Annotated in this window: 10 protein-coding genes and 3 pseudogenes; 11 read left to right on the top strand and 2 right to left on the bottom strand. The window is 68.2% G+C overall.

What is annotated here, in order from left to right; all coding sequences use genetic code 11:
- The first annotated feature begins 61 nt into the window (after positions 1–61).
- The 7 genes from GNX96_RS07455 to cydC all read left to right on the top strand — a co-directional run bounded on the left by GNX96_RS07455 (position 62) and on the right by cydC (position 7,329).
- Positions 62–1,600: a TROVE domain-containing protein gene (locus GNX96_RS07455; RefSeq protein ID WP_279579687.1), complete on the top strand. Its 1,539-nt coding sequence runs from the start codon at positions 62–64 to the stop codon at positions 1,598–1,600.
- A gap of 231 nt (positions 1,601–1,831) precedes the next feature.
- On the top strand, positions 1,832–2,314 hold the full coding sequence (locus GNX96_RS49800) for a cytochrome ubiquinol oxidase subunit I (RefSeq protein ID WP_279579686.1): 483 nt from the start codon (positions 1,832–1,834) through the stop codon (positions 2,312–2,314).
- Complete coding sequence (locus tag GNX96_RS07450; RefSeq protein ID WP_279579685.1) at positions 2,232–3,104, top strand: cytochrome ubiquinol oxidase subunit I; 873 nt, start codon at positions 2,232–2,234, stop codon at positions 3,102–3,104. Before GNX96_RS49800 ends, GNX96_RS07450 begins: the two co-directional genes overlap by 83 nt.
- The gene (locus GNX96_RS07445) at positions 3,101–4,081 is read left to right on the top strand and encodes a cytochrome d ubiquinol oxidase subunit II (RefSeq protein ID WP_163567500.1); all 981 of its coding nucleotides are present in this window, start codon (positions 3,101–3,103) and stop codon (positions 4,079–4,081) included. The genes GNX96_RS07450 and GNX96_RS07445 overlap by 4 nt, the downstream gene beginning before the upstream one ends.
- Positions 4,078–5,103 (top strand): ABC transporter transmembrane domain-containing protein, encoded by a 1,026-nt coding sequence (locus GNX96_RS49795; protein WP_279579684.1) that lies wholly within the window; start codon positions 4,078–4,080, stop codon positions 5,101–5,103. Before GNX96_RS07445 ends, GNX96_RS49795 begins: the two co-directional genes overlap by 4 nt.
- Positions 5,093–5,746, top strand: a complete 654-nt coding sequence (locus tag GNX96_RS49790) for an ATP-binding cassette domain-containing protein (protein ID WP_279579683.1) — start codon at positions 5,093–5,095, stop codon at positions 5,744–5,746. The genes GNX96_RS49795 and GNX96_RS49790 overlap by 11 nt, the downstream gene beginning before the upstream one ends.
- The gene (cydC, locus tag GNX96_RS07435; RefSeq protein ID WP_163567499.1) at positions 5,728–7,329 is read left to right on the top strand and encodes a thiol reductant ABC exporter subunit CydC; all 1,602 of its coding nucleotides are present in this window, start codon (positions 5,728–5,730) and stop codon (positions 7,327–7,329) included. The genes GNX96_RS49790 and cydC overlap by 19 nt, the downstream gene beginning before the upstream one ends.
- On the opposite strand, the gene GNX96_RS07430 is transcribed toward cydC, so the two are convergent.
- On the bottom strand, positions 7,316–7,786 hold the full coding sequence (locus GNX96_RS07430) for a hypothetical protein (RefSeq protein ID WP_279579682.1): 471 nt from the start codon (positions 7,784–7,786) through the stop codon (positions 7,316–7,318). The two genes, cydC and GNX96_RS07430, sit on opposite strands and share 14 nt — an antisense overlap.
- A gap of 196 nt (positions 7,787–7,982) precedes the next feature.
- Here GNX96_RS07430 and GNX96_RS07425 point away from each other — a divergent pair, with 196 nt between their 5' ends.
- From GNX96_RS07425 to GNX96_RS62835, 3 genes and pseudogenes are all read left to right on the top strand, one after another.
- Positions 7,983–8,852: a hypothetical protein gene (locus GNX96_RS07425; protein ID WP_163567497.1), complete on the top strand. Its 870-nt coding sequence runs from the start codon at positions 7,983–7,985 to the stop codon at positions 8,850–8,852.
- Positions 8,849–9,580, top strand: a complete 732-nt coding sequence (locus GNX96_RS07420; protein WP_163567496.1) for a hypothetical protein — start codon at positions 8,849–8,851, stop codon at positions 9,578–9,580. The genes GNX96_RS07425 and GNX96_RS07420 overlap by 4 nt, the downstream gene beginning before the upstream one ends.
- Positions 9,581–9,832: 252 nt before the next feature.
- A pseudogene (locus GNX96_RS62835) lies at positions 9,833–10,336 on the top strand (DUF6042 family protein); the annotation flags it as partial.
- Positions 10,337–10,371: 35 nt separating this feature from the next.
- Here the strand turns inward: GNX96_RS62835 and glgP are convergent.
- Positions 10,372–12,906 (bottom strand): annotated as a pseudogene (glgP, locus tag GNX96_RS07410) (alpha-glucan family phosphorylase).
- Positions 12,907–13,167: 261 nt separating this feature from the next.
- Here glgP and GNX96_RS07405 point away from each other — a divergent pair.
- A pseudogene (locus GNX96_RS07405) lies at positions 13,168–15,172 on the top strand (alpha-1,4-glucan--maltose-1-phosphate maltosyltransferase).
- Positions 15,173–15,179 lie beyond the last annotated feature (7 nt).

The following is a 15,179-nucleotide window of genomic DNA, read 5'->3' as shown; positions in this document are numbered from 1 at the left end:
GTTTCCGACTTTGGTCTCGGGCATTCTTGAAGCTGCGGCTCCCCACACGGAGGGGAAAGACGTGAGCAAGTTCAACGCGGCGACGGCCAGGCCGGCCGCGTTCGGTCCGGTGACCAGCGAGCAGGTGCCTAGCCAGCTGACGTTTCAAGGTGGCGCGGGTTACGCTCGTGACGCGAAGTCGGAACTTTTCCTGCTGGCCGTGATGAACCTGGTCGGGGAGGAGACTTTCTATGTGTCCGCCGGCGATCGCGACAGCCGTTTCGTCGGGCTGGTGCATGCGGTGACCCAGCAGGATCCGGACTGGACTGGCCGGTTCCTGCGCTGGCTGCGGACCGAGGCCAACCTGCGCTCGGCTGCGCTGGTCGGCGCCGCCGAGTTCGCGCGCGCCCGACTGCTCGCCGGCGAGGCCGGACTTTCCCGTCAGGTGGTCGATTCCGTGCTGCTGCGCGCCGACGAGCCGGGCGAGCTGCTGGCGTACTGGACCTCACGTTATGGCCGGTCCATCCCGAAACCGGTCAAGCGCGGGATCGCCGACGGGGTACGCCGGTTGTACGACCAGCGTTCGCTGCTCAAGTGGGATTCCGCCGCGCATGGCTACCGGTTCGCGGACGTACTGGAGTTGACACACGCCTCGCCGGCGGCGGATTCGCCGTGGCAGGGCGATCTTTTCCGGCACGCCATCGACCGGCGACACAAGCGCGACAACCCGATCCCGGACTCGCTGCCGCTGCTGGTCGCGCACGCGGATCTGATGAGCTGGCCGCACGAGGCCCGGATCGAGCTGTTCACCCGGCACGAGCCCGAAGAAGTGGCGGCCGTGCTGCGCGATGCGGGCATGACGTGGGAATCGCTGTCCGGATGGCTGCAGGCTCCGCTCTCGGCCAAGAAATGGGCCGCGATCATCCCGTCGATGGGTTACATGGCGCTGCTTCGCAACCTGCGGAATTTCGACCAGGCCGGACTTTCCGACCGGAGCGCCGGAAAAGTCGCCGAGAGACTCGCCGATCCGGACCAGGTCGCGCGGTCGCGGCAGCTGCCGATGCGGTTCCTGTCGGCGTACAACGCGGCACCAAGCCTGCGCTGGGCCTGGCCGCTGGAGCAGGCTCTGCAGCATTCACTCGGCCGCATTCCCGCGCTGCGTGGACGTACGCTGGTGCTGGTCGACACCTCGGGATCGATGGACGAGAGCTTCTCGCGGGACGGCAGCCTGATGCGGTGGGACGCGGCGGTGCTTTTCGGCCTGGCGCTGGCGCAACGCTGTGAGAAGGCCGACGTGGTGTCCTTCTCGAACGGCTGGCAGGGCCAGACCCCGTCGCTGGTTTTTTTCCCGCCAAGGCGGGGGAATCGGTGCTCAAGGCCGTGCAGCGGTGGAAGTCCGACGGCTATTTTCTCAACGGCGGCACCGACACTGTCGGCGCCGTGCAGAGGCACTTCGCGGGGCATGACCGGGTTGTCATCCTCACCGACGAGCAAGCGGCCCGCGGCGATGTCGGGCAGGCGCTGCTGCCGGACACTGTTCCGCTGTATACCTGGAATCTGGCCGGCTACCAACAGGGCCACGCCGCGGACCGAGCCAACCGATACACCTTCGGTGGGCTGACCGACCAGTGCTTCGCGATGATCCCTCTGCTGGAAGGCGGCCGGAACGCCGACTGGCCGTTCTGACTCGCCGTTCTGACTGGCCGGTCTCAGGTCAGGGGCGAAGGCCAGAGCGAAGGTCACGGTCTGCCCTCAAGACCGCCGCGCGGTAGGCGTACGCCCCTGGGAGTACGGGCAACTGACAGCATGACGACGAGGCGGACGACGGGGTGTGGTCGGCAGCATCGGTGTCATGAGCGAACTGACTGTGGCGCGGTGGGAGTTCGCCGCCACCACCTCGTTTCATTTTCTCTTTGTCCTTCTCACTCTCGGGCTCGTGACGCTGGTCGCGATCCTGCAGACCCGATACGCGTTCACGAAAAACCCCGAGCACCTGCGGCAGGTCCGGTTCTGGGGCCAGCTGTACGTGGTCAACTACCTGGTCGGCATCGCCAGCGGGGTGCTGATGGAATTCCAGCTGGGGCTGAACTGGGCCGGGCTGAACAAGCTGGTCGGTGGGGTTTTCGGTGCCCCGCTGACCATGGAGACGCTGGTGGCGTTCTTCATAGAATCCACGCTGCTGGGGATCTGGATCTTCGGCTGGGACCGGATCGGCCGGGTCGCGCACACGGTGGTGATCTGGCTGGTTTTGCGTGACCGCGTACCTGTCCGCTTTCTGGGTGCTGGTGGCGAATTCCTTCCTGCACCACCCGGTCGGGTACGCGATCCAAGGTGACGTGGGCATACTGACCGATTTCGGGGCGCTGCTGACAAACCCGAACCTCTGGCTGGCCTTCCCGCACGTCGCGTCGGCCGGCATTATGGTCGGCGCCTGGTTCATGATCGGGGTCAGCACATGGCACCTGCGGCGCGGCCGGGACCGCGAATTCTTCCTGCCCACGCTGCGGTTCGCGCTGCCGATCGCCACTCTGGCCGCCGGCGCCCAGATCTATACCGGTGTCCGACAGTTCCACGTTTTCACATTGATACCAGCAAAAGCCGCCATGTGGCACGAAAGTCCGGTCGAGATGGCGAAGGTGCAGGCCGACCTGAGCGCTCAGTACGGCCCGGGCAACTACCTGCCGCCGGACTGGATTCACTGGGCCGGCGACACCATGCTCTACATCGGCATTGTTCTTGCGGCGGTCGGCCTGGTCGCCTCGCTCTTCCTTTCTTTCCGGGACCGTTTGTTGCGCTGGTCGTGGCCGCTGCGGCTGCTGACGTACCTGATGTTCCTGCCGTTCCTCGCCGCCATCGCCGGTTGGGTGTGGCGAGAAGTCGGCCGGCAACCGTGGGTCGTCTACGGCGTACTGAAAACTGACCAGGCCATCTCCGGCGTCGGGGCGACCACCGTGGGAGTGAGCTTCGCGATTTTCGCTGTGCTGTTCGCATTTCTCGGCGGCCTTGACTGGATCTTGCTGACCCGGCTGGCAAAACGTGGTCCAGGCTGGACTTTCTGGTCCGTTCCTTCCGATGACAGCGGCATCGAACCCGTACGAGACGACCTTGAGATGGTGACCCTGTGATCGGCTGGGCGCTCGCGCTGGGCGTGCTCTTTGCCGGCTACCTGCTGTTGGCCGGCTATGACTACGGCGTCGGCATGCTGTCCGTTCTTTCTGGACGGGCCCGGGCCGAGACGCTGGACACGCTGCGACCGGTGTTGCTCCGCAACGAAGTCTGGTTGGTCGCCACTGTTGGGGTGGTCGCCGGGGCGTTCACGCACGCCGAAGAACTGTTGTTGTCCGGGTTATATCCGCTGGTGGTCGTGGCCTTGGCTGGCGTTGTCGCGGTCACCGCAGGGGTTCCGCTTTTCTGGGTGGCCCGAGGTCGCGGGCAACGAGTCGCCGGCACGATCGCGGCCGGTGGCGCGGTGGCCGCGGCGCTGGGCTGGGGCGCGGTGCTGGGGACACTCTTCGTCGGCCTGCCCTGGCGGATCGGTGCGGCTCCGGACCAGCTGGCGCTGCTGACCCAGCCGATGACGTACGTCGGTGCGTTGACCATGGTCGCGCTGATGGTCACGCACGGCGCGACTTTCCTGTCGTTGCGGGCCGGCGGTGACGTACGCCAGCTGGCGGCTCGGATCGGGCAGCGCAGCGCGCCCCTGTCGATTGGCCTTTTGTTGGTGAGTGCCGGCTGTCTGGCCTTCGTCCACATGGGACAGACGGGCAGCGAGATCGTCCTGCTCTGCGTGGGAATCGCCGCCCTGGTGGCGGTCCGGGTCTGGCTGCGCCGGAATCGACTGTGGTGGTCGGCTTTCGCGGCCAGTATGGTCGCGATGGCGGTGCCGATCGTGGCGCTCGTGGCCGCCCACCCTGGAGTTCTGGTGGCCTCATCGGTCGATCCGGCCAGCGGCCTGACGGTTGCCGCGGCGGCCTCTGGCTCGTCGACTTTGCAGACCCTGACCACTTTCGCGGTCATCGCCGCTCCGCTGATGGCCGCCAGCCAGCTCGTGAGCTGGTGGCTTTTCCGCACGCCGGTGCCGCGAGTCCGGAGTGGACAGTGAGCAAGGACGCGGTGGCTGGCCGGCTGCGCGGTCTGCCGTCGGTACGGCGGCACCTGGTGGTCAGCACCGCGCTGGCGGTCGTGGTGGCCGGAACCGTGCTGGCGCAGGCAGACGCGTTCGCCGCGCTGCTGACCGAAACCATGAGCGGCCGGATCCGGCTCGACAGCGCGAGTTGGCTGCTCGCCGCGGTCGGCGCCCGTGCCGTGGTCGGGTGGGTACGAGTGCGCCTCGCGGAACGGTCCGCGGGCGCGATCACCTGTGAACTTCGGGACGCTGTCAGCGAAAGCTGCGCCCGCCGCGGCCCGACCCGGTTGACCACCGAGCGATCTGGCGAGCTGGTGACGCTGTTGACTCGCGGTCTCGCGGGCCTGCGACCGTACCTGTCCGGCTATCTGCCGGCGACCGTCACGGCTGCGATCATCCCCGTCACAGTGCTGATCCGGCTGGCCGTCGCCGACCCGACCTCCGCGGTCATCACCGCTGTGACGCTGCCCCTGGTGCCGATTTTCGGGATCCTGGTTGGCTGGCACACCCAAACCAAGACGGACTTGCAGTGGCGCCGACTGTCCACTGTGGGCGGTCATTTCCTGGATGTGGTGCGCGGGCTGCCCACCCTGCGAATGTACGGCCGGGCGCGAGCGCAGGTCGAGGTCATCCGGCAGCTGGCGGACCGCTGTCGGGTGGCCACCATGGCGACCCTGCGGATCGCCTTCCTGTCCGCGCTGGTGCTGGAAATCCTGGCGAGCCTAGCGGTCGCACTGGTCGCGGTTCCGCTCGGTTTTCCGCCTACTGGACGGGCAAGTGGGTCTGCGGACGGCATTATTGGTGCTGTTGCTCGCACCGGAGGCGTTTCTCGCGCTACGGGCCGCCGGTGGCCAGTTCCACGCCAGCGCGGAAGGCTTGGCCGCCGCCAAAGACGTCTTCGCTGTCCTGGATCTTCCGGCGGCGGCACCAAAACCGACATTGAGCGTACGGTCGGCCGCGGCACGGATAGAGTTCGAGAACGTCAGCGTGCGTTATGAGCCGGACGGCCCGTACGCATTGCGAGACGTGTCCCTGACGATCCGGCCCGGCGAGCGAATCGCGGTGGCCGGTCCGAGCGGCGCCGGCAAGTCCACCCTACTGTCGCTGCTTCTTCGTTTTATGGAGCCAACTTCCGGCCGCATCACGGTGGACGGCGCCAACCTTGCGGACCTCGACCCGGAACAGTGGCGCCGGCGGATCGGCTGGCTGCCGCAGCGGCCGCCGCGGCTTTTCGCCCGCAGTGTGGCCGAAAACATCCGGCTGGGGCAGCCTTCGTACGACCTGGAAGCCGTCGCGACCGCGGCCCGCCAGGCCGGCGCGGACATCTTTATCGACGCCCTACCGGCCGGTTATGCCACTGTGCTGGGCGAAAACGGCTGCGGGCTGTCCGCCGGCCAGGTGCAGCGGGTAGCGCTCGCGCGTACTTTCCTGCAAGACCACGACCTCGTGCTGCTCGACGAGCCGACCGCCCGGCTGGACCGGGCCACCGAGGCGGACGTGCTGGCCGGCATCGAGCGGATCAGCCAGGGCCGTACCGCACTGCTCGTCGCGCATCGGCCAGCGGTCGCCGCGCTGGCCGATCGCTTGCTGCGGCTGGAAAACGGCCACTTGGAGGTGGGCGAATGCGTACGTCTGGGCTGATCAGATCGGCGATGCCCGGGCTTGGCCGCGCGCTGGCACCGGCCGGTATCGCCGGGGTGGCTGGAGAACTCGCCAGCATCGGGTTGCTGAGCACCGCGACCTGGCTGCTCTGCGAGGCGGCGCGGCGCCCGTCGCTCGCCGTCCTCGCGGTCGCCATCGTGGGTGTACGCGCGCTGGCTCTGGGGCGCGGAACGCTGCGATACGTGGAAAGGCTGCGCGGACACGACGTGGCCCTGCGGATGGTGGCCGGGCTGCGCGGACTGCTCTTCGGCGGGCTGGTCGAAGGTCGCGCGCGGCTGGCCAGCGGCGACCTGCTGAGCCGGCTGGTGTCCGATGTGGACGCCGGCCAGGATCTGTTGGTGCGCTGCCTCCTGCCGGGTATCACGGCGGTGGGCACCGGTGCCGCGGTGGTGACCGGCATCGCGGTGGTCGACCCCGCGGCCGGCCTCGCGGCCGCGATCGTGGTGCTCCTGGCCTGGCTGGGCCCACCGTTGTCGGCCGCCTTTGTCAGCCGTCGTACGGCCAAACGGCTCGCGCCACTACGTGGCGAGCTGGCCGCGGCGGTGGCCGACCAGCTGCACGGAGCCGCCGACCTGACCGCCGCCGGTGCTTGGCCGTGGCTTCTTCGGCACACCCACCTGCTCGGAATCCGGCTGGCGGGTAACGAAAAGTCAGCGGCCGGTCCGGCCGCGGCCGGACTTTTCCTGCCGGCGACCGGCGCGGTCGCGGTCCTGTCCTTCACTCGGGTCACCGGGCCGGTCGCGGCGGCCCTCGCGATGGCCGCGTTCGGCGCGGTCGGATCGGCGCTGCCGCTGGTCGACGCGGCCGCGTACTGGCACCGCTCGATCCGCTCGCTCGGCCGAGTCGGCTCGCTCTTCGACGTTTCTCCTGACGAACAGCCCAAAGCAGTCCAGGGCACGGTACGTACGCTTCGGCTGCGCAGTGTCCACTGTGGATACGGGAGCGGGGATGTGCTGTCCGGGGTCGACCTCGACCTGTGGCCGGGGCGGCGGGTAGCCCTCGTTGGGCCCAGCGGTGCCGGGAAAACCACCCTGTTGAAGCTGATCGCCGGCCAGCTCGCGCCGACCGCTGGCACGATGATCGCCGGCGGGCGACCGGTCGGGCCAGCGGACCTCGCGGCCAGCTGCCGGGGCGTACTGGCCGACTCGCACGTCTTCCATCGCAGCGTTCGGGCCAACCTGCTGATCGCCCGACCGGTGGCCGGCGACGACGAGGTCACCGAGGCGCTGCACAGGGCCGGATTGGGGCCATGGCTGGAAACCCTGCCGGCCGGTCTGGACACCGTGGTGGGTGAGGACGGCGGCCGGCTCTCCGGCGGGCAGCGCCAGCGGCTGCTGCTGGCTCGGGCTCTGCTGTCCGACGCGCCGCTGCTGGTCCTGGACGAGCCCACCGAAGGACTGGACCGGGCCACCGCCGCCGAGGTGCTGGCGAGCATCGTCGAAGCCACCCACGACCGCGCCCTGGTGGTGGCCACCCACGATCTGGATGCGGCTCTGTTTCAGGAGATTCTCGACGTGCGGGACGGTCGGGTAGTGCGCCGCGAGTCGATCAGGACGGGTTGAGGACGGCGAAGTTCTGGTCCCGGCGGGCCGCGAGCGCCGGCTGCGTGGGCACCGGGGTAAGGATGAATTCGTACGCCGCATCATCAGAACCCTGCCGGAACGAGTAGCCGCGGACCTCCACCTCGTACCAGCCGCCCGGCACCCCCACCGCGCGGTTCTTCGGGTGCCGCGGGTCCCACCGGGTCAGATAACCGGCACCGCAAAAGACCAGGTATCCGCTCTCGGTGCCCAGGACCCAGCCGGGCGAGGAAAATCTCGGCGCGTACGGCAGCGCCGCATCGTCGGCGTGCCGGACGATGACCGTGTAATAGCCGGTGTCGACGCCGGACATCGGCAACGCCACCCCGTCCCGTACGACCCGCTCGCCAAGGTCGGTCGCGTCGAACAGGGACAACACGTCCCGGCCGGCGGCGTGGCCGCCGCAGGCCCGGTCGAGCCGGGCCGGATCAAGGAGCACGAAACCGAAGAGCTCAGGAAAGCACCCGGTTAGACGTACGGCTGGAAACACCATGGTCGCGACAGTAGCGCCACCGCAAACCCAGTGCTCGCCTCGTGTTCATGAATGTGGGCAATGGGTGCTCTCCCGGCGGCCCGCACGCGGCGATGCCGTATCGTGTCGCCCGGTACGCAGCTACTGACACGGCGGAGGTGGCGTGACCGCTGATTTCTGGGAAGACGTAAGCACAACATGGGCGGAAGCCGAGCAACTCGGCGACCAGCCTGACCCCTCGGCGAACGCGAGTGTCGAGCTCAGGAAGGTGCGGTTCGGCCGTACCGACAATCCCATCGCTATCACCGGCCAACCCGGGGCCGGCAAGACCGTTCTCTACGACTCGATCGTGAACCGGATCGGACCGGACTACCGGCCGCCGGGTCAGAGCCATAACAGGGAAAAACATCGCACGCTGGTACGCACGGGGGCCACTTCGCAGCGGTCCTCGGTGATTGTGGTGCCCGGCCAGCGATCCAACAACCAGGCGGCGGCTTTCGACGAGCTGCTCGCCACCGGCAGCGGGCCGGTCGGCATCATCCACACCGTGTGCTGGGGTTACAACACCCCGTGGAACGCCGGCAACCGGGCCACCATGCTGGACGAGATCACAGCCAGCGGCGAGCCGCTGGACGACGCGTCCGTACGAGCCTGGCATCTGGCCGGCGAGCTGGCCGACTTCCGTGTGCTGGCAGAGAAACTCGCCATCTCCGGAGCGCTGGAGCGGCTTCGCTGGCTGATTGTCGCGGTCGGCAAATGCGACCTTTTCTGGTCGGAGATCGCGGCCGCGAGGGAGTACTACATTCCGGTGCCCGGCCACCCGACCGCGGATTCACCTTTCGGTGAGGTGCTGCGTGGGCTGACCGCGGACGGGAAAAAACGACGTGTGCGGCTCGCCGTCGTACCGATCAGCTCCTATTCCAAGGACCACGATTTCGGGGTGGGCCTTGCCAAACAGCGGCACCAGTTCGACGCCGCCCAGGCCGCGGCCGTACGCAACCAGTTCTTCACCGTCTTGGGGAGGTTCCTGTGAAACCGGACGCGCCCAATCGGGGCCCGGCCACCGGCGACGACTTCGACCAGGCACTGCGGGTCGCCGAACAACTGCTGTCCGGAGTGGACCGCGGCCGGCACCGGGTCGGCGAGGCGCGGATGCTGCAGATCCTGGTGTTGCTGGCCGGCGCGGTGATCGCGGTCGCGGCAGCCGTCCTGTCCTCTCCCACGGTCGCCATCATCGCGGTGGTGGCCGCGATCCTCGGCCTGCTGGCCGGCCACATCCTGCTGGTCGTACCGCTGGGCGCCCGGGTGCTGCGGGACGAGCGGGCGATGGTCGAGATCATCACCGTGCTGCGGGAGCTGCACCCGCACGTGGCCGAGCGCGAGGCCTGGAGTGCCGTACGCGACCGGTTCGCCCGCGAGCGGATCTCCCGGTTCCCGGTGGCCGAGCGCACTCGCGGCATCACCACCTTCTCCGGCCTCGCCGCCGACGTCGCCAAGCGCCGTCCACCATCAAACGCGCCACCGGCGCCGCCGCCCCTTAACTCCGCGCACGCCACAACTCTCCGCCGGAGTACGGGCGGCGGAAATTGGCGCCAGGATCACCTGCGCTGGATCGAGCCGATGTCGGCTCGGACTGGAACAATGGGGGCAGGCGAGGGGAGGCGACGGTGGCCGAGTACGACATGGTGTGGCACGACGACGAGTGGTTCGACTCGGGGTGGTTCCGGCTGCTGCCCACCCAGGGCGACCAGCTGCGGATGATCGCGCTGAACGCCGGCCGCCGCGACCTGACCGGCTCGCTGGACTACCTCGTGCTCACCCTTGACCAGGGCACTTTCGACCGGCGGACCGGTGGGATGGACGCCGAGGTGACCTGGGGCGAGCCCTATGAGGCCAGACCGGGCCACATCGTCGGGGCCACCGCCAAGGAGCGCGCCTGGCGCCGGGACGTCTGCATCGCCGCCCTGGAGACCAGCGGATACCCGGTCCCGGTCACGGTGAGACCTCGCCGACACCATGGAGATGCTCGGCCTGCTGACGGTGACCAACCGCGGCAAACCGTCCGAGAAATGGCGTACGGAGAAGTTCCTGCCGCATCCCGACGAAGTCCTCACGCTGTCCGACGACTGGCTCCAGGACGACGCGAAGACCCGCTGGGCCCTCGCCCTCGCCGACGTGACCTCCGCCTTCTGGGAGCTACAGGACCGCCGGCGCAGCGCCGCCCACCAGCCGTGGCGGACGAGCATCAGCAAGATCGCGAAGTCGACCGAGCACGACCCCGAGTCAGTCCGGCAGATGCTCGGGCTGGTTTGCCGCGGCGACTACTACGGCGACGTGGAGCATTGGGGCGTCGAGATCAGTACGGTCGGCCATGAGGGGCCGTTCGACGCCGATCCCGAGCGGATTCTCCGGTCCAAGACGATCTACTTTCGGTTCATCACCCCGCCGGGCCTGCAGGCCGCGCTCGACGACATCGACCGCATCTTCGGCCCCGGCCGTTCCAAGAAGGAAAACTAGCGGGGGCGACCACCTCGGCCACCCCGCCAGTGCGGCTATGAGGCGAGTACGACCAGGCCTGGCTCGGCGGACGACGACAGCAACTCGTGCCGCGGGAGCACTCGTACGGTGTAGCCGAAAGCGCCGGCTCGCTGCAGCGGCACGTCACCGTCGAAGATGGTGAACTCGTCGCCATCGCCGGTGTGGCTCATCTCCACACAGGTCACGTCGTGCAGTTCCTCAGTCGCATCGACCCGGCCGTAGCAGGCCTGCACGGTCACGTCCGACGGCGACAACGGCCCGAGCACCACCTCGGCACGCAGGTGCATGCTCGCGCCCAGCTGCGGGGTGTCGCCGGTGCCACTGGCGTCCACGTGCGCGACGCGTACGGAGTCCCAGCCGGCCCGGATTCGGCCGTACCAGCCGGCCAGCTCGCGAGCACCTTCATAAGAAGAAGCAGCGAGCCGTCCGGCCGCCGCACCCGCCGGGGGTGTAGAGCTCCTCGACGTAGTCACGCACCATCCGGGTCGCCTGGACCAGCGGGCCGAGCGACTTCAGGGTGTGCCGGACCATGTCGATCCAGCTCTTGGGCACGCCGTCGGCGCCGCGGTCGTAGAAACGCGCCCGTACGTGCTGCTCGACCAGGTCATAGAAGGCGGCGGCCTCCAGGTCGTCGCGGCGGTCCGGGTCGGCGATGCCGTCGGCGGTCGGGATGGCCCACCCGTTGCCGCCGTCGTACATCTCGTCCCCACCAGCCGTCCCGGATGGACAGGTTCAGGCCACCGTTGAGCGCCGACTTCATGCCGGACGTGCCGCACGCCTCCAGCGGCCGCAGCGGGTTGTTCAGCCACACATCGCAACCGGCGTAGAGGAACTGCGCCATGCCGATGTCGTAGTCGGGCAGGAAGACGATCCGGTTGCGGACGGCCGGGTCGTCGGCGAACTGCACCATCTGCTGGATCAGGTGCTTGCCACCCTCGTCGGCCGGGTGCGACTTGCCGGCGATGACGATCTGGATCGGCCGCTCGGGGTCGGTCAGCATGGCCCGCAGCCGGGCCGGGTCGCGCAGCATCATGGTCAGCCGCTTGTACGACGGCACCCGGCGGGCGAACCCAATGGTCAGCACGTCCGGGTCGAAGACGTTCTGCACCCAGCCGAGCTCGGCCTCGGTGTGTCCGCGGTGCACCATCGAGTGGTGCACCCGGCGACGGACCTCGTCGACGAGGCGGCCGCGCAGCTCCCGGCGGATCGCCCAGAGCCGGTCCGCCGGCAGCTCACCGACGATCTCCCAGGTGGACTGGGGGCCGACGCCGAGCAGTTCGGTGATCTCACGGGCCACCCACGACGGCGCGTGTACGCCGTTGGTAACCGAGCTGATCGGTACGTCCACCGAGCCGAAACCGGGCCACAGTGCGGAGAACATCTCCCGGCTGACGTGCCCGTGGAGTTTGGAAACGCCGTTCGCGCGCTGGCCGAGCCGCAGCCCCATGTGCGCCATGTTGAACACACCCGGGTCGTCCTCGGCGCCCAGCGCCAGGATCCGGTCCACTGGTACGCCCGGCGACGCGTTGTCGCCGCCGAAGGTGTGCTCGATGAGCGTACGCGGGAAGCGGTCGATGCCGGCTGGTACGGGCGTGTGTGTGGTGAACACCGTGCCGGCGCGTACGGCCTGCAGGGCGTCGTCGAAGGACAGGCCGGCACCGGCGACCAGCTCGCGGATCCGCTCCAGGCCCTGGAAGCCGGCGTGGCCCTCGTTGGTGTGGTAAACCTCCGGCTCGACCGCGCCGGTCAGGTGGCAATAGGCGCGTACGGCCCGTACACCACCGATGCCCAGCAGCAGCTCCTGCCGCAGCCGGTGCTCCGCGCCGCCGCCGTACAAGCGGTCGGTGATGGCCCGGATGGACGGGTCGTTGGACTCGATGTCGGCGTCCATAAGGAGCAGGGGCACGCGGCCGACCTGGGCCTGCCAGATCTGCGCGCCGAGGGTCTGCCCGTCCGGCAGCCCGACCGAGATCTCCAACGGCGTGCCGTCGGGGTTGCGCAGCAGCGCCAGCGGCAGGCCGTTGGGGTCCAGCGACGGGTAGTGCTCCTCCTGCCAGCCGTCCGGTGACAGGGACTGGGTGAAGTAGCCCGCGTGATAGAGCAGACCCACCCCGAGGATCGGTACGCCCAGGTCACTGGCCGCCTTCAGGTGGTCACCGGCGAGGATCCCGAGGCCACCGGAATACTGCGGCAGCACCTCGGTGATGCCGAATTCCGGCGAGAAGTAGGCGATCGAGCCGGGCACCCCGGCCATCGACTGATACCAGCGCGGCTCGCTGAGGTAGCCCTGTAAGTCGGCGTGGACGGCGTTCAGCTGCGCGATGAAGGCGCCGTCGCGGGCGAGCGCGTCCCAGCCGCTCGGCGCTGACCTCCCCGAGCAGCCGGACCGGGTCCCCGGCCACCGTCTGCCACAGCTGCGGGTCGACGGCGGCGAACAGGTCGGTCGTCTCGGTGTGCCACGCCCAGCGCAGGTTCATCACCAGCTCGGAGAGCGGCGCGAGCGGCGCTGGCAGGGCGGCACGGACAGTGAATCGGCGAAGTGCTTTCACCTGGGCGAAGATACCGAGAGCTGCCACTGCACCGATCAGGGACCGCCCACCTGTCCAAAATGTCGGTACGGGATCATCCCGTCCGGTTCGGCGATCTGGCCGGCGCGACCGCACGTCGTGCGACCGTACGACGGCGGGGTTAGGATCGAAGATGTTCTTGATCGACCAAGAAATCCGGTGTCGAGGCGGCCCGCCAAGCACAGGTCGAACAGGCGGTGTTGCCTTCAAGCCGATAAAGACATACGGCTACGGTGACGGGCGATGACCGGACGAATTCCCATAGAAGACATCACTCCCGCCGTCGCGTGTGGGCGCTATCCCTCGCGCGCCGTGATCGGTGAGTACGTGCCCATCGGCGCCACCGTCTACCGCGAGGGCCACGACCTCGTCGGTGCCAACGTGGTCTGGAAAGGCCCGGACAACCGTCGGCGCCGGTTCCTGCGGATGGAGCCTGGCCCGGCTTGGACCTCCCGGTGGTACGCGGAGGTGGTGCCGGACTCCCCCGGCCGCTGGACCTTCGCGATCGAGGCGTGGTCCGACCCGTACGCGACCTGGCGGCACAACGTCGAGGTCAAGATCGAGGCCGGCCAGGGCGCCATCGAGCTGGCCAACGACCTCGCCGACGGCGTCTCGCTCATGCAGCGCGCGTCGCAGAGCATCATCCGGATCGGCGGTGACGCGGCCCGGGACCACCGTGGCTCGCTCGCCGAGGCGGCCCGGGCGCTCGGCGACGCCTCGCTGCCGCTGGAACAGCGGGTGAAGCAGGCCCTGGACCTCGCGCCGCTGCTGCACGAGATCCCGCTGCGGGAGCTGATCACTCGCTCCCCCACACACGTCATGTGGGTGGATCGACCACGCGCGCTCTACGGCTCCTGGTACGAGTTCTTCCCGCGCTCTGAAGGCGCGGTGGTGCCCGACCCGACGCATCCGGAGTCCATCCAGACTCCCGTGCACGGGACCTTTCGGACGGCCGCCGAACGGTTGCCGGCGGTCGCCGACATGGGCTTCGACGTCGTCTACCTGCCGCCGATCCACCCGATTGGCGAGGTGAACCGCAAGGGCCCGAACAACACCCTGCACGCCGGCCCGGACGACTTCGGCTCGCCGTGGGCGATCGGCTCGGCCGAGGGCGGCCACGACGCGATCCACCCGCGGCTGGGCACGTTCGAGGACTTCGACCACTTCGTCGCTCGTACCCACGAGCTCGGCATGGAGGTCGCGCTCGACCTCGCGCTGCAGTGCGCGCCGGACCACCCGTGGGTCAGCCAGCACCCGGAGTGGTTCACCACGCTCGCCGACGGCACCATCGCGTACGCCGAGAATCCGCCGAAGAAATACCAGGACATCTATCCGCTCAACTTCGACAACGACGCCGACGGCATCGCGGTCGCAGTGCTCGACGTGGTCCGCAAGTGGATCTCGCACGGGGTGAAGATCTTCCGGGTCGACAACCCGCACACCAAGCCGGTGAATTTCTGGAACTGGCTGATCTCCGAGGTGAAGAACACCGACCCGGACGTGCTTTTCCTGGCCGAGGCATTCACCAAGTCGGCGATGATGCACGGCCTCGCGAAAATCGGCTTCACCCAGTCGTACACGTATTTCACCTGGCGGACCACCAAGCAGGAGCTGACCGAGTACGGCACCGAGCTGATCGAGTCGGCGCACTACATGCGGCCGAACTTCTTCGTCAACACGCCGGATATCTTGCACGATTCACTGCAATATGGCGGCCCGCCAATGTTTAAGATCCGAGCGGTGTTGGCCAGTACGCTGGCGCCGTCGTGGGGCGTCTACTCCGGTTACGAGCTCTATGAGCATGTCGCCGTGCGGCCCGGCAGCGAGGAATATCTGGACAGCGAGAAATACCAGTTGCGGCCCCGTGACTGGGAAAGAGCGGCCGCCGCCGCATCGTACGCTCGCGCCGTACTTGAAGATGCTGAACGAGTTTCGCCGCGAACACCCCGCATTGCACTGGTTGCGGAACCTGCGTTTCCACGACATGGACAACGATGCGATGATGTGTTGGTCCAAAGTGGACCGTGAGAGCGGCGACACGATTTTGGTGATCTGCTCACTCGATCCCCTCAATGTCCAGTGGGGCAACACCGCGCTGGACATGCCCGAACTCGGCCTCGACTGGAATGACCGCTTCCGGGTCGTGGACCGGGTCACCGGGGCGGAATACGACTGGGGACAGTTCAACCCGGTCAAGCTCGATCCGCATGAGCAACCCGCTCATCTTTTCACCTTGCACAAGTACTGAAGTCTCC

This window comes from Fodinicola feengrottensis (assembly GCF_010993775.1).
GTDB classification, from domain to species: Bacteria; Actinomycetota; Actinomycetes; order Mycobacteriales; family HKI-0501; genus Fodinicola; species Fodinicola feengrottensis.
Note: the sequence above shows the minus strand (reverse complement) of the source record. Positions and strands in the feature narration are given on the sequence as shown.